The 17,457-nt window shown below is 46.3% G+C and carries 17 protein-coding genes and 1 pseudogene; 12 read left to right on the top strand and 6 right to left on the bottom strand.

The window, feature by feature from the left end:
- Nucleotides 1-361: 361 nt before the first annotated feature.
- Nucleotides 362-1,273, top strand: coding sequence for a bifunctional methionine sulfoxide reductase B/A protein (locus tag COW15_RS18105; RefSeq protein WP_293634697.1), 912 nt, complete (start codon nucleotides 362-364; stop codon nucleotides 1,271-1,273).
- Nucleotides 1,274-1,370: 97 nt separating this feature from the next.
- On the opposite strand, the pseudogene hemB reads toward COW15_RS18105, so the two are convergent.
- Nucleotides 1,371-2,287: pseudogene (gene hemB, locus COW15_RS18100) on the bottom strand (porphobilinogen synthase).
- A gap of 404 nt (nucleotides 2,288-2,691) precedes the next feature.
- Here hemB and tsaB point away from each other — a divergent pair.
- The 7 genes from tsaB to rnd all read left to right on the top strand — a co-directional run bounded on the left by tsaB (nucleotide 2,692) and on the right by rnd (nucleotide 9,461).
- Nucleotides 2,692-3,405 (top strand): tRNA (adenosine(37)-N6)-threonylcarbamoyltransferase complex dimerization subunit type 1 TsaB, encoded by a 714-nt coding sequence (gene tsaB, locus COW15_RS18095; protein ID WP_293634695.1) that lies wholly within the window; start codon nucleotides 2,692-2,694, stop codon nucleotides 3,403-3,405.
- Between the two features lie 138 nt (nucleotides 3,406-3,543).
- Nucleotides 3,544-3,852, top strand: a complete 309-nt coding sequence (locus tag COW15_RS18090) for a hypothetical protein (protein ID WP_293634693.1) — start codon at nucleotides 3,544-3,546, stop codon at nucleotides 3,850-3,852.
- Entirely contained in the window at nucleotides 3,845-4,567 is a 723-nt protein-coding gene (locus COW15_RS18085; RefSeq protein ID WP_293634691.1) for a M50 family metallopeptidase, read from the top strand. The genes COW15_RS18090 and COW15_RS18085 overlap by 8 nt, the downstream gene beginning before the upstream one ends.
- Before the next feature lie 139 nt (nucleotides 4,568-4,706).
- Complete coding sequence (locus tag COW15_RS18080; RefSeq protein ID WP_293634689.1) at nucleotides 4,707-5,519, top strand: methyltransferase; 813 nt, start codon at nucleotides 4,707-4,709, stop codon at nucleotides 5,517-5,519.
- A gap of 21 nt (nucleotides 5,520-5,540) precedes the next feature.
- Nucleotides 5,541-6,407 carry an alpha/beta hydrolase gene (locus tag COW15_RS18075; RefSeq protein WP_293634687.1) on the top strand — a complete coding sequence of 289 codons (867 nt, stop codon included), beginning with the start codon at nucleotides 5,541-5,543 and terminating at the stop codon, nucleotides 6,405-6,407.
- A gap of 198 nt (nucleotides 6,408-6,605) precedes the next feature.
- Nucleotides 6,606-8,279: a long-chain-fatty-acid--CoA ligase FadD gene (fadD, locus tag COW15_RS18070; protein WP_293634685.1), complete on the top strand. Its 1,674-nt coding sequence runs from the start codon at nucleotides 6,606-6,608 to the stop codon at nucleotides 8,277-8,279.
- Nucleotides 8,280-8,351: 72 nt separating this feature from the next.
- Entirely contained in the window at nucleotides 8,352-9,461 is a 1,110-nt protein-coding gene (gene rnd / locus COW15_RS18065) for a ribonuclease D (protein ID WP_293634683.1), read from the top strand.
- Between the two features lie 115 nt (nucleotides 9,462-9,576).
- Here rnd and minE read toward each other — a convergent pair whose 3' ends face one another.
- Genes minE through minC form a run of 3 tightly spaced genes read right to left on the bottom strand, consistent with a single transcriptional unit; the run spans nucleotide 9,577 to nucleotide 11,339 of the window.
- Nucleotides 9,577-9,834 (bottom strand): cell division topological specificity factor MinE, encoded by a 258-nt coding sequence (gene minE / locus COW15_RS18060; RefSeq protein ID WP_007648439.1) that lies wholly within the window; start codon nucleotides 9,832-9,834, stop codon nucleotides 9,577-9,579.
- 2 nt (nucleotides 9,835-9,836) lie between these two features.
- Nucleotides 9,837-10,646, bottom strand: a complete 810-nt coding sequence (minD, locus tag COW15_RS18055; protein ID WP_007648438.1) for a septum site-determining protein MinD — start codon at nucleotides 10,644-10,646, stop codon at nucleotides 9,837-9,839.
- A 27-nt stretch (nucleotides 10,647-10,673) separates the two neighbouring features.
- Complete coding sequence (minC, locus tag COW15_RS18050; RefSeq protein WP_293634671.1) at nucleotides 10,674-11,339, bottom strand: septum site-determining protein MinC; 666 nt, start codon at nucleotides 11,337-11,339, stop codon at nucleotides 10,674-10,676.
- A gap of 123 nt (nucleotides 11,340-11,462) precedes the next feature.
- On the opposite strand from minC, the gene COW15_RS18045 reads away from it, so the two are divergent.
- The 3 genes from COW15_RS18045 to COW15_RS18035 are packed head-to-tail and all read left to right on the top strand — an operon-like array spanning nucleotide 11,463 to nucleotide 13,279.
- The gene (locus COW15_RS18045) at nucleotides 11,463-11,741 is read left to right on the top strand and encodes a YcgL domain-containing protein (protein ID WP_293634669.1); all 279 of its coding nucleotides are present in this window, start codon (nucleotides 11,463-11,465) and stop codon (nucleotides 11,739-11,741) included.
- A gap of 24 nt (nucleotides 11,742-11,765) precedes the next feature.
- On the top strand, nucleotides 11,766-12,797 hold the full coding sequence (locus tag COW15_RS18040; RefSeq protein ID WP_293634667.1) for a lytic murein transglycosylase: 1,032 nt from the start codon (nucleotides 11,766-11,768) through the stop codon (nucleotides 12,795-12,797).
- A gap of 41 nt (nucleotides 12,798-12,838) precedes the next feature.
- Nucleotides 12,839-13,279: a YcgN family cysteine cluster protein gene (locus COW15_RS18035; RefSeq protein WP_293634665.1), complete on the top strand. Its 441-nt coding sequence runs from the start codon at nucleotides 12,839-12,841 to the stop codon at nucleotides 13,277-13,279.
- 56 nt (nucleotides 13,280-13,335) lie between these two features.
- On the opposite strand, the gene COW15_RS18030 is transcribed toward COW15_RS18035, so the two are convergent.
- Nucleotides 13,336-13,830, bottom strand: a complete 495-nt coding sequence (locus tag COW15_RS18030) for a peptidylprolyl isomerase (protein WP_293634663.1) — start codon at nucleotides 13,828-13,830, stop codon at nucleotides 13,336-13,338.
- A 24-nt stretch (nucleotides 13,831-13,854) separates the two neighbouring features.
- The gene (locus tag COW15_RS18025) at nucleotides 13,855-15,261 is read right to left on the bottom strand and encodes a DEAD/DEAH box helicase (protein WP_293634661.1); all 1,407 of its coding nucleotides are present in this window, start codon (nucleotides 15,259-15,261) and stop codon (nucleotides 13,855-13,857) included.
- 408 nt (nucleotides 15,262-15,669) lie between these two features.
- Here COW15_RS18025 and COW15_RS18020 point away from each other — a divergent pair, with 408 nt between their 5' ends.
- The gene (locus COW15_RS18020) at nucleotides 15,670-17,442 is read left to right on the top strand and encodes a DUF885 domain-containing protein (RefSeq protein WP_293634659.1); all 1,773 of its coding nucleotides are present in this window, start codon (nucleotides 15,670-15,672) and stop codon (nucleotides 17,440-17,442) included.
- The last annotated feature ends 15 nt before the right edge of the window (nucleotides 17,443-17,457 follow it).

The following is a 17,457-nucleotide window of genomic DNA, read 5'->3' as shown; positions in this document are numbered from 1 at the left end:
TTAACCAAACGCTTTCTAAAGATAAAGGTAAGGAGTCGTCGCCGCTTATCTCATTATCTGTGTGGCTTGCTTAGTCCTAGTGTTTAAGCAGACATATAGAAAGGGTTTGGGTAGAGAATTGACCCGCAGCAAGTGTAGCTTTGCCCTTTGCAGGGTGCAAACACTCATCGCTTAGTACCTAAGCCATTGCTGAATTTTCCGCCAGTGATTTAAGCGAGTGCTCAATCAATAGGATTTTATGGGGCAAAGCGGCTACTATGCCAAAAAGCCCATTCGGGGCGAGGCGAAATAAACCTTGGGTTGACACTGTCTTATAATAAACAATAAAACTGATATCCCTTGGGAGCGAAAGGACACGTTTATGAACACTAAACTGACTGATTTTGAACGCTATGTCATAGAAGAAAAGGGCACAGAACGCCCCTTTAGCGGTGAATATTATCAACACGACGCGAAAGGGGTTTATTTATGCAAAAAATGCCATGCGCCCTTGTATCGCTCAGAAGATAAGTTTAATGCCCACTGCGGCTGGCCTGCCTTTGATGATGAAATCCCGGGTGCGGTTCGCCGCCATATCGATGCCGATGGCCGCCGCACCGAAATCGTTTGTAGCCAGTGTGGAGGGCATTTAGGCCATGTTTTTGAAGGGGAATATTTAACGCCGAAGAATATTCGCCACTGCGTTAACTCTGTCTCTATGGTGTTTAAAGCAACGGATGAGGTTGAGGATACCGCTCAAAAATATGCCTTTGCCACCTTTGGTGCGGGGTGTTTTTGGTGTGTTGAAGCCATTTTTAAGAGCTTGAAAGGGGTCATTAATGTGACCTCCGGATATTCGGGCGGTGAGGCGAGCGATGCCGACTATAAATCTGTGTGTTCGGGATTAACTGGGCATGCCGAGGTGGTGCACATCGAGTTCGATCCTGCGCAAATCTCTTTTAGCACGCTGCTACAGGTGTTATTTGAGAGTCACGATCCGACCACCCTTAATCGCCAAGGCAATGATAAAGGGCCGCAGTATCGCTCTATCGTTTTTGCTCATACCGCAGAACAAATAGAGCAAACCAATAGCCTGATCAATCAGTTAACTATAGCTAAGGTTTTCGATGCACCCATAGTGACCCAAGTGTCAGCATTTGAGACTTTTTACCCCGCTGAGCACTATCACAATGATTATTTTGCATTACATGGTGAACAGCCCTATTGCCAGATGGTTGTGCGCCCTAAAGTAGAAAAAGTGAAAGCCTTATTTGCACGATTGCAGAAAGCCTAAGCGATTAAGCGTTAGAACGTTAAATATAAAAACGCCACCGTTAAAGGTGGCGTTTTTTATCGATTTTTAACGTCCAAAACGATAGCTACCGAGGTAACTATTGACTCTCGGCTAACCACTGGGCGTATTGTTTGGTGTAATAGCTGACAATCAAATCCGCTCCCGCTCGCTTTAAGCCGATAAAGGTTTCAGTCACCACAGCACGCTCATCTAGCGCGCCTGCAAGGGCCGCAAATTTAATGCCCGCATATTCGCCGCCGACTTGATAGGCGGCGAGTGGCAAGTGGGTTTCTTGTCTCAAACGGCTTAACACATCTAAGTAGGGCGTACCGGGTTTAACCATCAGGATATCGGCGCCTTCGGCTTCATCTAATGAGGCTTCTAACAGGGCTTGGCGCCCGTTGGCATAATCAAGTTGATATCCCTTGCGATTACCGCTGAGTTCACAATCGACCGCCGCTCTAAAAGGACCGTAGAAGGAAGAGGCGAGGGCCAGAATCGCTACATGCTCAAAACCTGCGGCATCGAGCCCTGTGCGAATGGCTTTCACTTGACCGTCCATCATGGCCGATGGCGCTAACATATCGGCGCCCGCTTTGGCGGCAGTGACCGATTGCTTAACTAAATTTTCGACGGTGAGATCGTTGCAGACTTCATTATTGTGCACCACGCCGCAATGGCCGTGATCTGTGTATTCACAAAAACAAATGTCGGGGATCACCATCATCTCAGGCACGGCGGCTTTAATGGTACGCACCATGCGGGCGAGTAAGCCATTGTCATCCCAGGTGTCGCTGCCTTTATCATCCTTAGTGTGGGAAATCCCAAAGGGCATTACATAGCGGATCCCGAGGGCGTAAAGTTCGCGCACTTCATCCGCAAGTCGACTCTCGGCAAGCGGCTGATGCCTGGTAGCGTGGAGATGGGTGCGGCATGGGTGATATGTTCTTCAATGAACAGGGGATGGATAAGATCGCTGAGCGAAATATGGGTCTCGCGCAGCAGAACGCGCATCGCTTCTGAGCTACGTAAGCGTCTTAGGCGACGCAATGGGGCGTGTTTAACATGAAATGTCCTTATCGAAGGCGGATTAATGCAATCGTACAATGGTAAAGGAATGGCAAGGAATGAATTCAATCCAGACTCGTCTGCTCTGACAAGCAGAGTTGAAAAAGTTTCCCCAAGCTAGCGGTATTCATTAATGAGTTTATCGATCATTGACTTAGATCACATAAATCCACCTCGTTCTGTTTTGCTGCTGTATATCATGCGGGCGCTATTTTAGCTGAGTTACTTGCTTAGCCCTTTGTTTTCGGGCATTTGATGTTATTATTTGCGCCAGTTTTCCCATGGCATATTCGCACAATACAGATTATGTAAATTTGATGCGAAACCTTGCCCGCTAATCCGGTTCTTAAATGACAACAACACAATCATACTCAGCTTGTATTCTCGCATTAGACACTTGCACCGAAGCCTGCTCGGCAGCGCTCTCCTATCAAGGGCAGATTTTTGCGGAAATGGCCGATGCGCCCCGTGAGCACAGTCAGCGCCTCTTGCCTATGGTGGACTCGGTTTTGAAGCAAGCGGGGATTGGCTTAGATAAACTCGATGCCATCGCCTATGGCCGCGGCCCAGGTAGTTTTACCGGCATTCGTATTTGTACCAGCATGACTCAAGGCTTAGCCCTTGGGTTAGATTTGCCTGTGATAGGTATTTCAACCCTAGCGGCAATGGCGCAAATGGCGATAACGGAACATCAAGCCGAGCAAGTGCTCTGTACTATCGACGCCCGTATGGGGGAAGTGTATTGGGGGCAATTTGTGGCGGTCGATGGGATTGCGACGCTCGTCGGTGAAGAAGCCGTGAGTGCACCCACAGAGGTGCAACTTGTTTTAAATCTCCAGCAACCTATTGTTGGATGTGGCACGGGGTTTGACGCTTATCCTGATTTACTGGCACTTGGCGCCGGGATTTTAGCGCTGAATGCCGTGAAATATCCCGATGCGCGGGCTATGCTCAAACTTGCAGATGTGGCCATAAAAGCAGGGCTGACAACCTCGGTCGATGAGCTTGAACCTGTGTATTTACGTGATACAGTGACATGGAAAAAGTTACCGGGCCGTGAATAATCTGTTTATCATAGGGGCGATGCGAATGCGTTAGGACGCTAGGACGTTATGATGTTAGAAACTGGGCCTCGTTTCGCTGTTGTGTGCTAGCGAAAGTAACACACTGGAACTCACCTAAGTATTTATATAGGCATCTTGATGCAGATAAATGTGAATCAAATGAGTTTGACCAATGCCGTAGCGAGTAATAGACCCGCTATTGCTCAGGGGCTTACAGCGCCTGAATCGTCACGCCCAGTGATTGAGCAAGATGCCGTTGCCGCCCTAAATTTAGATGACTCTTCCACCCGTTCTGCCAAAAATTTACAGTCAAGGCTCGGTGCTCAGCTCGAGTATGAGCAAGATACCCGTGGCCACCAAGGGGCGATAGCCCAGTACCTACAGACCCAGCATGCCGCCAAGCGTGAAGAAATTCAGCAAATGGTGGGCGTGGATGTATATGCCTGACAATCAAAAAAAACCATCAGATCCAACATTTTCTGCCCAAAAACCAACGGATTTGACCTTCTCTGGTATTCCAAGCCGTGGACTGTTTATCATAGAACTGGTTTTGGCTTTGCTATTAACTCGCATACCCTATCTCAGTGTGCCATTCAAATGGCTCGAGAGTTATTTCCATGAGTTATCCCATGGTATTGCAACCGTCTTAAGTGGTGGTCTTGTGAGCCATATTCAGCTGTTCCCCAATGGGGCAGGTTTTTGCTTTAGCCAAGGCGGTTCGCCGCTGTTGATTGGTTTTGCTGGGTATTTTGGGGCGGCCTGTTGGGGATATTTAATTTACTTATTAGCAACTTGGCCAAGAGGGATCCGAGTCAGTTTTGCCTTTCTTGGCGCATTAGTCGTGCTGAGTGGATTGCTCTGGGGGCGGGACGTTCTCACGCTTGCCATACTCGCCGTGTTAGCAATTATCTTTTTATTGCCATTAAAGCTGAATAAAAATAAAATATTAACCCAGTTTCTACGGGTCGTAGGAATGATGATTATGCTCAATGCCCTGGCTAGTCCAACCGTGCTCTTAGGATTGGATGGGCAAGGGGATGCGGTATTGCTGGCCGAGCGTTCATGGATCCCCGCATGGGTTTGGGTCAGCCTATGGCTACTTTGTAGCGCCTGCGCCTTATTCTTCGCTTGGCGCCGAGTCGATTTAGCCACTCGGCATTAATCCAGCCTGATTCTTGATACTGGCTGAGGCGTAATTTTCACAAATATTTACACCGCAACTCATGAACTTATTGTGCTATTCCTTGGATTTTTCAGCATTGGCTGCTAGCTTAAGTGTTCGGTATCCAAGGAGAATTACGATGAAAAAAGTCACATTAGTCGCCAGTATGCTCATTGCTGGTCTGTGTTCCGGCATAGTTCACGCCGATGATGGATTGGACAAGGCTATCAAGAGTGAATTCCGTCAAGCTAAAAACGCCAGTCGAGATATCTATCGTCACCCCACAGAAACCCTGACATTTTTTGGTATATCCCCCAATCAAACTGTGGTCGAACTTTGGCCAGGTAATGGTTGGTATAGTGAAATTTTGGGGCCCTATTTAGCTAAAGAAGGTCACTATATTGCGGCCAGTTTTGAGACTGCACCGTCAAATGACACCTCATTGAGTCGATATTTGGCTAAAGCAGGGACAAAATTTGAAACTTGGATGACAGCAAATAAGGCCTTGTTTGGAAAGGCTAAAATAGTCACATTTGATCCGCCCCATAAGATGGAACTCGGCGCCGACGCCAGTGCCGATCTGGTGTTAACCTTCCGTAATCTGCATAACTGGGCCTCAGTAGATCAATTGGAGAATGTCTTTGCCGCCTCCTATAATGTGCTCAAAGACGGCGGGGTATTTGGTGTCGTTGAACACCGAGCCAACAAAGGAATGAGTTTTAGCAGCGGTTATATGGATCAAACCGAGATGATTGCCTTAGCCGAAAAAGTCGGTTTTACCTTAGATCAAAGTTCAGAGATCAACGCCAACCCGAAGGATACTAAGGATTACGCTAAGGGTGTTTGGACACTTCCCCCCTCATATGCCTTGGGCGATACGGATAAAGCAAAATACCAAGCGATCGGTGAAAGTGATCGCATGACGCTCAAATTTATCAAAAAAGCACGTTAATTACCTGACATCAGAGACAATATGTGGCAATCTTTCGCCCCCAAAAATCAAGTTGAGTTTGTATTACCCCATATCAAACTGAGTGGTCGATTATGGGGGGCGAGGGATAAACCGTTATTGCTTGCCTTACATGGCTGGTTAGATAACGCCAATAGTTTTGAACCGCTCGCTGAGTTTTTACCTCATTATCAGGTGCTTGCCATCGATTGGCCCGGACATGGTTTTTCAGACCACAGGCCTGGTCATTATCCGCTGCATTGGATTGACTACTTGTATGATCTGGACGCCTTGCTGACTGTCTTGCCACAGAAACCGCTCGCCATGGTGGGGCATTCACTCGGGGGGATCATTGCGTCGGCCTACACGGCGGCCTTCCCTGAAAAGGTCAATAGGCTGATTTTGATTGAAGCCTTAAGTCCATTGTTTGAATCACCGACGCAAGCGAAGGCGCGCTTACGAAAGAGTTTTTATCAGCATGAAAAGCAGTTAACTCAGCAGCATCGGCAGGTAAAAATCTATGACAGTATCGAAACCGCGGTGCGAGCGAGGGCACACTTAACGGGATTAGCAGAACCTTGGTGTCGATTGTTACTTGAGCGCAATATGCGCTCCGAAATGAATGGATTAGGTTGGCGTAGCGATCCTAGGTTGAAATTAGATTCCCCCCTGCGATTAACTTTCGCTCAGGTTGATGCACTCATGCAGGATATCTCGGTGGCAACCCTATTGATTTGCGGTAAACAGGGATTTAGCCAATTACAGAGCGCGTTGCCTAAGGCGCGTATGTGGTTCAAACAGCTTTCGGAACACATTATCGAGGGGGATCACCATGTTCATATGGATAATGCGCAGGGGGTAGCGCAGTTGATCCGAGACTTTGTTGAATAATGGCTTTTGCTACCCCAAAAAGGCACTAGGTTTTTTGTTTTTTTTATGTGATGATGATCAAAATTAAAACGCTCGTATGATTTATGACGAGTTAATCAATAACAAGAAATGTAAGCCGGTATTTTAACTCGGTATTTATCGAGTGTTGACGGTTGTATGGATACCGTTTCCGCAGTTGTGGGGATTTAGGAGAGAGTTGTGGATCAGCCTTGGATTAATCATTTACCAAAAGATGTGCCTGCTGAGATAAATGTGGATCAATATTCATCACTCGTCGATATGTTTGAGACGGCGGTGGCTAAGTATGAAGATCAACCTGCATTTATCAACATGGGGGCGACACTCACGTACCGTAAATTAGAAGAGCACAGCCGTGCTTTTGCTGCCTATTTACAAAATGAATTAAAGCTCGAAAAGGGCGATCGTGTTGCCTTGATGATGCCAAATTTACTGCAATATCCCATTGCCCTCTTCGGAATTTTACGTGCAGGAATGGTGGTCGTTAACGTCAATCCTCTCTATACTCCCCGCGAGCTTAAGCATCAACTGATCGATTCTGGTGCGAAAGCCATTGTCGTGGTCTCAAACTTTGCCCGCACCTTAGAAGAAGTGGTTGACCAGACTCCGGTTAAGAGTGTGATCATTACCGGCCTTGGCGATCTGCTGAGCGCGCCCAAACGCACTTTAGTAAACTTTGTTGTTAAATATATAAAAAAACTGGTGCCTAAATACGATTTACCCCACGCACTTTCAATGCGTGACACACTGTCCCGTGGACGACGCATGCAGTATGTCAAACCCGTTATCACTAATGATGATCTTGCCTTTTTGCAATATACCGGTGGTACAACTGGGGTATCTAAAGGCGCGATGCTGACCCATGGGAACGTGGTTGCTAACGTGCTGCAGGCCGATGGTGCCTATTCGCCCGCCTTAAATGATGGCAGTGAGTTTGTGGTGACGGCATTACCTCTGTACCATATTTTTGCCTTAACAGTGAATTGCCTGTTGTTTCTGCACAAGGGGAGTCAGAACCTGCTGATCACTAATCCCCGTGATATTCCAGCCTTTGTCGCTGAACTTAAAAAATACCCTTTTACCGCATTAACTGGGGTGAATACCTTATTTAATGCCCTAGTCAACAGTGAAGATTTTTCTCAACTGGATTTTTCCCGTCTAAAATTGTCGATTGGCGGTGGCATGGCGGTACAAAGAGCCGTGGCCGATAAGTGGCAAGCTATTACTAAGACCCGTTTGCTCGAAGGCTATGGTCTGACTGAAGCCTCACCCTTATTAACCTGTTGCCCATATAATTTAGACGGTTACAACGGTTCAATTGGTTTCCCTGCACCCTCGACACTTATCCAGATCCGCGATGACGACGGTAACACCTTAGCTCAAGGCGAAACTGGAGAGTTGTTTGGTAAAGGCCCGCAGGTGATGAAAGGCTACTGGCAACGCCCAGAGGAAACGGCCAAAGTGATCGATAAAGATGGCTGGTTAGCCACGGGCGACATAGGCTACATGGATGAGCAAGGCTTTTTCTATATCGTCGATCGTAAAAAAGACATGATTTTGGTTTCTGGCTTTAACGTCTTCCCTAATGAAGTGGAAGAGGTGGTCGCCCTGCATCCTAAGGTCATCGAAGTGGCCGCCGTGGGTGTCCCCAACGATGCTAGTGGTGAATTAGTGAAGGTTTTTGTGGTGGCAAAAGATAAATCGTTAACCGCAGATGACATCATTAAGCATTGTCGTATTCATTTAACGGGATATAAAGTACCGAAGCTGGTAGAATTTAGGAACGAGTTACCTAAAACCAACGTGGGTAAGATCTTGCGACGAGAGCTTAGAGACGAAGCTAAGCGTGCGTAGGATTGAAGCCGGCAATTAGCCGGCTTTTGTTTTTATGGACTGTGATTGACCCCACAGGAACTGGAGAAGAATTTGTCAGCGTTTCAGTATGTGAGCGATGCAGCGAGCCTAAATGCCCTCGTCGCCCAATATCAACAGAGTAAAATACTCGTTTTAGATACCGAGTTTGTTCGTACCCGTACTTATTATGCAAAATTAGGGCTCATTCAAGCCTATGATGGCCACACCTTGGCCTTGATCGATCCGGTGGCATTACCCGATCTATCGCAGTTTTGGGCCTTGCTCGATGATCCCAATATTATCAAGTTAGTGCATTCTTGCAGTGAAGACTTAGAGGTGTTTGCCCATTATGGTCAATGCCAGCCTTCGCCACTGTTTGATAGTCAGATTGCCGCCTCTTTGTGTGGTATGGGCCATGGGGTGGGTTATGCCAAGCTGGTGGAAACCTGTCTTAATGAAGTCATCGATAAGGGTGAATCCCGTACCGATTGGATGCGACGTCCCTTAAGCGAAGCGCAACTGACCTACGCGGCCAATGATGTTCTGTTCTTATATCAACTCTATCCGCAACTTGAAGCCAAATTGAGTGCCCAGGGGCGATTAGCTTGGTTATACGAGGAAGGCCAGCGGATGACAGAGGGGCGTTTAGCTGCCCCGGATCTAGACACCGCCTATTTAAAGGTTAAAAATGCCTTTCAATTGAATGAGATCCAATTAGCCTATCTTAAGGTGTTAGCTAAGTGGCGCCTTGAAAAAGCCTTAGCCCGGGATCTCGCCTTAGGGTTTGTGATTAAGGACCATGGGTTGATAGCCCTTGCGAAAAAACAGCCTAAAAGCATCGCCGAGCTAATTAAACTCAATGACTTAACCGAGCAGGAAAAGCGTATTCACGGTAAAGAGATACTGCGAATAATGCAAACGGCGGATCTGGTCAATCTACCCGAGTTAGTCGATGTATTAGCCTTAAAATCCGGCTACAAATCGGCTTTTAAGAGCATTAAAACCTGTTTGACTGAATTGTGTGAACACCATGAAGTTCCACAGGAAATGTTAGCGTCTAAACGGCATATCCATGAATATCTACAGTGGCGTTGGGATAATCAACAGGGGGACTTACCCGCAGTGTTAGGTGGCTGGCGTGGTGAATTAGCCGCGCAGTCGTTGGCAAAACTTGAGCTGTAGTCTGTGTAAAATGCAGGCGACAAAAAACGTCATCCCCAATAGGGATGACGAATATACCCAAACCAGCTCAAGCTGACGAAACTCACACCTTGAGCCAGCTTGGGAGCCGCTCAACTTATCTGTCGGGCAGAGTGACGTTAAGTTCGAGTACCGACAGATTATCGTCGTTTTGATCTAACTGCACAGACACTTGATCATCAGAAATCTGCACATATTTGCGAATAACAGCAATAATTTCTTGTTTCATCTGTGGAAAATAATCGGGGGTGTCTCGCTGACCACGTTGATGAGCCACAATAATTTGTAGGCGCTCTTTTGCCATTACCGCAGTGCTAGGTTTTTTCTTGCTTTTGAAATAGTCGAGTAAAGACATAATTAGCTACCAAATATCCGTTGTAAGAAACCTTTCTTCTCTTCCGTAATAAAGCGTACTGGGACATCTTCACCCAATAGGCGCGCGACCGTGTCGCTGTAGGCGAGGCCCGCATCACTTTCTTGATCGATAATCACCGGCACGCCTGAGTTTGAAGCTTTGAGTACAGATTGTGACTCAGGGATCACACCTAACAATTCAATTGCAAGGATTTCTTTCACATCATCAACGCTTAACATCTCACCGGATTTTACGCGGCTCGGTGAATAACGCGTCAGCAGTAAAAACTCTTTTATCGGTTCTAGATTCAGCTCGGCGCGGCGGGATTTGCTCTGCAACATACCTAAAATGCGATCTGAGTCGCGCACCGAACTCACTTCTGGGTTGGTGGTGACAATGGCGATATCGGCAAAATACAGTGCCATCATAGCGCCTTGCTCAATCCCCGCTGGGGAGTCACAGATGATAAATTCAAAGTCTTTGGCCAAATCGTCGAGCACCCGGCCCACGCCTTCTTTGGTCAGTGCATCTTTATCCCGGGTCTGCGATGCGGGCAGCACAAACAGTTTTTCGCAGCGCTTATCTTTGATCAGCGCCTGATTAAGATTGGCTTCACCGTTGATCACATTGACGAAGTCATAAACGACACGGCGCTCGCAGCCCATGATCAAATCGAGATTTCGTAAGCCGATATCGAAATCGATAACGACAGTCTTGTGTCCTTGCATTGCGAGTCCTGTGGCGATCGCAGCACTCGATGTGGTTTTACCTACACCGCCTTTACCTGAAGTGACAACAATAATTTGTGCCATGTTTCTCTCTATCCTTTGTTCTGCCATTTAGAGGGGCAATGATTCAACCATAAGCGACTCGCCATTTAAGCGAATGCAGCCGCTTTTATCTGAGCTATGTTGTTGTAGATTTTCAGCGAGCCAATATTGCCCTGCTATCGAAACGAGTTCGGCCTCGAGCGAGTGGGCTATGATGACTGCAGTGGGATCTCCCGCCGCGCCAGCCATGGCTTTTCCCCGTAATGCGCCATAGATATGAATGCTACCATCGGCAATGACTTCAGCGCCATTGCCTACGGCACCAAATATGATTAAATCACCATTTTTTGCATAGACCTGCTGACCCGAGCGGATATTTTGCTTAACTATCTTGGTTTGACGCGGCGCAGGGGGTGGGGTAGTGCTCTGTTTACCCGCTTTTACAATGGCTAACCCAAGAGTTTTAGCCTGATTGCTGAGCACGGTTGTGGCCCCCGTGATCCCCACAATCACTAATTGACGGGAAAGCAATAACTCTTTTAAGCCATGTAAATTGAAATCGTTATCTTGGATGGCACTCAGATTAACAACTAAGGGAGCACCCAGAAAGAATTGAGGGGCTTGTGCCAATTTGCTATCTAATTCAGCCATGACAGCATGTAAGTCGCTGCTATTAATATGAAGTACTGAAAGAGTAAAAGAAGCACCTTTTAACTCTAAGCTAGGTTTTGACATCCCGGCACTCTTCTTAAGAAATCATCAGTCGGTTCGCTGATTTTACAATTAAATTACTAGGCGACCATGTTATAGTGTGCCCTCTTGACTGGCAAGTTTGAACTATTGGATATTGATACACTTATGCTATGTGCCGTTTATAAAAGTAGTCGAAAGGCTGACACTTACTTATTCGTGAAGAAACGAGATTGTTTTGAAGATGTCCCCGTTGCCTTGATGGACATGTTTGGTGTGCCACAATTAGTGATGGTATTTCCTATCGCTAAACGTGAGTCATTAGGGATGGCAGATATTCATAAGGTCAGAGCAGCAATGGAAGATAAGGGTTACTATTTACAAATTCCGCCGCCACAGGTTAATTTATTGGCCGAGCATAAACGCAGCCTTGGGATCAAAGACTGATAATTAATCACAGCGGAAAGGGATATGCTAAAAACCATCATTTACCGTGTTGCCGCATGTACATTCGCCATATTGTCCTTGATCAGCTTGCCAGTATTGGGGCAAGAGCACCGAGTGGATCTTAGTTTTAACGATTATCTTATGCAGTTAAAGCAAGAAGCGAGTGCAAAGGGTATTAGCCAAGCCACCTTAGATACCGCTTTTCCCCAGATAAAACGTTTTAAAAAAGCCGTAGTCGCGGACAATACCAAATCGGAAAATGCTAAAAATCTCGACACTTTCTTACCCGAAGTGGTACCCGAGTGGAAAGTGAACACCGCACGGGTTTTGTTTAAAGAACATGAGCAAGTGCTCAATCGTCTCGCTGATAAATACCAAGTTCAGCCAAGGTTTTTGGTCGCATTGTGGGGATTAGTCGCCGATTTTGGTGAAACGGCTGGGGATTACCCCGTATTATCTGTGACGGCATCACAGGCCTTTAATGGCGAGCGGCAAGACTTTTACCAAAAGGAATTTATGGCCGCATTGTCGATAATGGATAAAGATCATTTGGGGTTTCACGATCTTAAAAGCAATTGGAACGGTGCTATGGGACAAACCCAGATAATGCCAACTGATTTCCTTGCCTATGCCCAAGATGGTGACGGCGATGGTAAGAAAGATATTTGGGGGAACCTAAGTGATGCTTTTGCCACTGCTGCAAATCTGCTTAAACAGCAAGGCTGGAAAGGGGATGATACCTGGGGGAGACAAGTGCAAGCACCTGCCACTATAGAGTTAGCGCTAGTGGGTTTGGATAAACGTCAATCCTTAGCTAAGTGGCAAGCTCTGGGTATTCGCAAATTTGATAATACCGATCTCCCCAATCGTGAAGATATCGACGCCTCACTGATTATGCCCGATGGGGTAAAAGGGCGAAAATATTTAGTGTACGGCAATTATCGTGCCTTGCTGCATTGGGATAACAATGACAGTGATAGCTCTGACTATTTTGGCATTTCTGTTGTGCATTTATCGGAGAGAATTAAGCATCCCCAACAAATTAGTGTAAAATAGCCCGCACTAAGCGGGTTTTTTATTGGAAGATAGTTTCGAACATGGCATTTTGGCAGAGTAAAACATTAGCGCAGATGACAGCAACCGAGTGGGAATCCCTCTGCGATGGCTGTGGTAAATGTTGTTTAAATAAGTTGATCGACGATGAAACCGAAGACTTGTATTACACCAATGCAGCCTGTTTATTGCTCGATCATCACACAGGCAGTTGTCAACATTACACTGACCGTTTTAGCTATGTTCCCCAATGCACAGTGATCAGCCTCGATAACGTCAATCAACTGACGTGGCTGCCCGATAGCTGTGCCTATCGCCGGCTTGCCGCAGGACGTGACTTGCCAAGCTGGCACCCGTTAATCACAGGATCGAAAGAGGCGATGCACCTTGCGGGCATGTCAATTCAAGGCAAAGTGATTGATGAGCGCAGGGTAAAAGATATCGAAGATCATATCGTATTATGGCCGCTCAAAGATATTGATTGACCGCATATAAAAACAAAGGGAGCGATAAGCTCCCTTTGTTTTTATATGTGTACAAATTACTCGGTAATGGTCACTTTCTCGATAATAATAGCTTCGCGCGGCACATCTTCATGGCCTGCAACTTTAGTGGTTTTGACCTTTTCAATTTGCTGTACTACCTCGAGTCCCGCGACCACTTTACCAAAGACGGCATAACCCCAACCGTTATTGGTGGCTGCGGTATGATCGAGGAAATCATTATTGGCGGTATTGATAAAAAACTGCGCCGTGGCCGAGTGCGGGGCGTCGGTGCGGGCCATTGCAATAGTGCCAAGGACGTTTGAAAGTCCTTTATTGGCTTCGTTGACTATGGGGTCGTGGGTCGGTTTTTCTTTCATCTTGGCAGTAAAACCACCGCCTTGGATCATAAAGCCTTTGATCACACGGTGGAAAATGGTGTGTTCATAAAACCCTTCTTCGCAGTAACGGAGAAAGTTTTTTGAGGTAACGGGCGCACGTTCAACATCGAGTTCAATGCCGATATCGCCGATATTAGTCGTGAAAATAATCATAGTGTTAGCTTATATTTAATTGAATTACTTGGATTTAGGTCCGCTGGTCCATGGATTAAAGGGGGCGTTGCCACTGTCTTGTCGCTTTGGACCTTCCGGTGCAGATCGGGTTGGACGCAAAGTCGCGTTCGGCGCTGGCTTGGGTTGCGACTTTGCACTGCGATGCTTTTTCGCCTTAGCCGTCTCGAAAGTACCTTCCTTTGTACTGCGGTAAGTTCCCGCAGCCGAGTCTGTTGGGCGAAACGTTTTTTCAGGCTTATGTTTAGGCACAAAATCGAGAATGGAGATTGGCACTGCTTTTTTAGGGGTAAATCCGTCGATTTCTTTACGCACTATGAGGTGGCCTAGGCGGCGTTCAATCGCACACAGATTTTTAAAGTCGTCCTTTGACACAAAGGATAGGGCTTCACCTTGCTCGCCTGCGCGGCCCGTACGCCCAATACGATGAATATAATCATCGGCTTCATCGGGCAGATCATAGTTAACCACCCGGGTGAGGGCGTCGATATCGATACCGCGGGATGCGACGCCCGTTGCCACTAAAAATGCCAGTTTACCGGACTTAAAATCGGCTAAAAGCTGCTCACGTACCGCTTGGCTGCGGCCACTGTGGAAGGCTTCGGCGGCAATATCACGCTTTTCAAGCTGACTGACTAATTTGGCCGCGCCTTGCTTGGTTTGGATAAAAATTAGCGCTTGATCCCACGCTTGTTCCTTAATCAGATGACTCAGTAGCGCAGATTTTTTATCTTTATCGACAGTGGTGAGCCACTGATCAATTTGTGGCGCCGTGGCTGCATTTCGTGCAATTTCAATCTCGATAGGATTTTCAACGGCGGTCTTAGCTAATACGCGCACTTGCTTCGAAAGGGTGGCCGAGAAGAGCAAGTTTTGCCTTTGTGGCGGCAATTTTTCGATGATTTTATTGATATCTTCAATAAATCCCATATCGAGCATTCGATCGGCTTCATCTAATACCAGCACAGATAATTCATCGAAGTGAATGGCTCTTTGGGTGTACATATCGAGTAGTCGACCTGGGGTCGCCACTAGGATATCGACACCTTCAATTAAGCGTTTTTTTTGTGGCGTGGCATCGACGCCGCCGTACATGGCCATAGAGGTCAGCGGCAGATATTTTGCGTATTGGCTGATATTGTCCTCAACCTGCACTGCAAGCTCACGGGTAGGTGTAAGGATAATGGCGCGTACTCGTTTAGGGCGAATTTGGGGGCTATCGGCAAACATTTGCAGCAGCGGTAACACAAAACTGGCGGTTTTACCTGTGCCCGTTTGTGCGGCGCCGAGCACATTTTTACCACTGAGGATAACGGGGATCGCCTTAGCTTGAATGGGGGTTGGGGTCGAATAACCGAGTTCTGTAATGGCTTTTACAATCGGTTCGCTTAATCCAAGTTTGGAAAATGGCATTAGGTGTCTCAAATAAATAATTCATAGGCAAACTGTTAAGCGTGACTCAACAGCGAAGCAGTTCGGTATTATAGCAGGCAGTGGTGAATAAAAGGTGAATATTGCAGGATTTGCCAGAAATGATCTTTGTTGATCCCGCTTTATTGTTTTTGATCCTCTTGAATACTCGAATGCCATTTACTCCTTCGAAGAACGTTTTATGCCTGAACTAAAAATTTGTAACTGAGCATGTATTCTGTGGCAACATAGCTGCAATTACTAAAGCAATATGATTAACTTAGTGCATTTTTAATGGCCACACTTATGTGCCACAGCGCTTGGCATTGTTTTAGGTGAGTTGATTTAAAGCGTTAAGTGAGCTGATTTAAAACGTGAGTTCGAACATCATAGTATAAAGGACGAAATATAATGAGAAAAACCACCTTATCCCTTGCGATACTGTTATCACTCGCCGGTATTGCTGGCTGCCAATCTCAGACCAATACCAGCACAGCTTCGATTGCCGCAGAAGTTCAAGCCGCAAGCTTTGCCCAATTTAGCAATGCATTTATCGATTCCCTGTGGGAATTATCACCAACCTGGGCACTATACAGTGGTAAGCATGTTAATGATGGCTATCTTGATATTCCTAATGAGGCTAGCCGTGCTAAAACCTTGGCTTTTGTTAGTGCCCAGCAGGCAGCTCTAGCCAAGTTTGATCAACAAACCCTAACTGCTAATGAGTTGATTGATTACCATTTAATCAATAACTTATTGGGCAGTATGGCGTGGGATATCACTACGTTTAAATCCTGGCAGTGGGATCCCTCTAACTATAATGTCGCGGGTGGCTTTGCCCAAATTATTAACGAAAACTTTGCCCCGTTAGATGATAGATTGCGTTCGGTGCTGGCGCGTATGGAAAATATTCCAGCTTATTACGCCGCGGCACAGGCTAATATCAATCAGCCCACTCTAGAACATACAGAACTTGCCGTTATGCAGAACCAAGGTGCATTTTCTGTTTTCTCCGATGATTTATTAAAGCAAGTGACCGATTCTGGTCTCAGCGACAGCGAAAAAGCCCTATTTAAGACGCGCTTCGATGCGGCAACGGTGGCAATCAACGGGCATATTGCATGGCTTAACAACCTAGTGTCGCAACTCAAAAAAGATGGCGCTCGCAGCTTTAGGATTGGAGAGGCATTATATGAACAGAAGTTTGCCTTCGATATTCAAGCGGGCATGACAGCCAAGCAACTCTACCAAAAGGCTATGGCCGATAAAGAAAGAGTTCAAGGTGAAATGACCAAGATCACCGATAAACTTTGGCCCAAATATTTTACTACGCCAAAACCTGCGGATAATAAAATCGCCATTCGTCAGTTAATCGATAAATTATCTACTCAACATGTTAAACGTGATGACTTTGTGAATGAGGTCCGTAAACAAATTCCACAGTTAATCGAATTTGTTAATCAGAAAAACTTAGTCACCCTCGACCCTAAAAAGCCTTTAGTGGTGCGTGAAACCCCAGAATATATGCGAGGCTTCGCGGGGGCATCTATCAGCGCCCCTGGTCCGTATGAGAAACTAGGTAATACCTATTACAATGTGACGCCACTCGATGATATGAGCGATGAGTCCGCTGAAAGTTATCTACGTGAATATAACCACTGGATCTTGCAGATCCTCAATATCCATGAAGCGATTCCTGGGCATTATACTCAATTGGTTTATTCCAATGAGTCACCAAGCCTTGTGAAGAGTTTATTTGGTAATGGTGCTATGGTTGAAGGCTGGGCAGTATATACCGAACGCATGATGCTCGAGGAAGGCTACGGTGATTTTGAACCTGAAATGTGGCTTATGTATTACAAGTGGAACTTGAGAGTTATCTGTAACACGATTTTAGATTACAGCATCCATGTAAAAGGTATGACTGAAAAAGAGGCGATAGCCTTGATGATGGATGAAGCATTTCAGCAGCAAGCTGAAGCTGAAGGCAAGTGGCGCCGTGCAACGTTAAGCCAAGTCCAGCTAACCAGTTATTATTCTGGTTATCGTGAGATCTATGATTTCCGTGAAGAATACAAAAAGGTCAAGGATAAGGATTTTGATCTTAAAACCTTCCATGAAACATTCTTAAGTTATGGCAGTGCGCCAGTGAAATATATTCGCCAGCTGATGCAAGATAAATAACACTCAAGACCTAGG

It is taken from the genome of Shewanella sp. CG12_big_fil_rev_8_21_14_0_65_47_15 (genome assembly GCF_002783505.1).
Taxonomy (GTDB): Bacteria; Pseudomonadota; Gammaproteobacteria; order Enterobacterales; family Shewanellaceae; genus Shewanella.
This window is presented reverse-complemented; position numbering and strand designations above follow the sequence as displayed.

What these genes read in the sequence shown, in the direction of transcription:
- COW15_RS18105 (WP_293634697.1), top strand. Translation starts at nt 362, where the DNA reads ATGAACACTAAACTGACTGATTTTGAACGCTATGTCATAGAAGAAAAG.
- tsaB (WP_293634695.1), top strand. Translation starts at nt 2,692, where the DNA reads ATGACAACAACACAATCATACTCAGCTTGTATTCTCGCATTAGACACT.
- COW15_RS18090 (WP_293634693.1), top strand. Translation starts at nt 3,544, where the DNA reads ATGCAGATAAATGTGAATCAAATGAGTTTGACCAATGCCGTAGCGAGT.
- COW15_RS18085 (WP_293634691.1), top strand. Translation starts at nt 3,845, where the DNA reads ATGCCTGACAATCAAAAAAAACCATCAGATCCAACATTTTCTGCCCAA.
- COW15_RS18080 (WP_293634689.1), top strand. Translation starts at nt 4,707, where the DNA reads ATGAAAAAAGTCACATTAGTCGCCAGTATGCTCATTGCTGGTCTGTGT.
- COW15_RS18075 (WP_293634687.1), top strand. Translation starts at nt 5,541, where the DNA reads ATGTGGCAATCTTTCGCCCCCAAAAATCAAGTTGAGTTTGTATTACCC.
- minE (WP_007648439.1), bottom strand. Translation starts at nt 9,834, where the DNA reads ATGTCTTTACTCGACTATTTCAAAAGCAAGAAAAAACCTAGCACTGCG.
- minD (WP_007648438.1), bottom strand. Translation starts at nt 10,646, where the DNA reads ATGGCACAAATTATTGTTGTCACTTCAGGTAAAGGCGGTGTAGGTAAA.
- minC (WP_293634671.1), bottom strand. Translation starts at nt 11,339, where the DNA reads ATGTCAAAACCTAGCTTAGAGTTAAAAGGTGCTTCTTTTACTCTTTCA.
- COW15_RS18045 (WP_293634669.1), top strand. Translation starts at nt 11,463, where the DNA reads ATGCTATGTGCCGTTTATAAAAGTAGTCGAAAGGCTGACACTTACTTA.
- COW15_RS18040 (WP_293634667.1), top strand. Translation starts at nt 11,766, where the DNA reads ATGCTAAAAACCATCATTTACCGTGTTGCCGCATGTACATTCGCCATA.
- COW15_RS18035 (WP_293634665.1), top strand. Translation starts at nt 12,839, where the DNA reads ATGGCATTTTGGCAGAGTAAAACATTAGCGCAGATGACAGCAACCGAG.
- COW15_RS18030 (WP_293634663.1), bottom strand. Translation starts at nt 13,830, where the DNA reads ATGATTATTTTCACGACTAATATCGGCGATATCGGCATTGAACTCGAT.
- COW15_RS18025 (WP_293634661.1), bottom strand. Translation starts at nt 15,261, where the DNA reads ATGCCATTTTCCAAACTTGGATTAAGCGAACCGATTGTAAAAGCCATT.
- COW15_RS18020 (WP_293634659.1), top strand. Translation starts at nt 15,670, where the DNA reads ATGAGAAAAACCACCTTATCCCTTGCGATACTGTTATCACTCGCCGGT.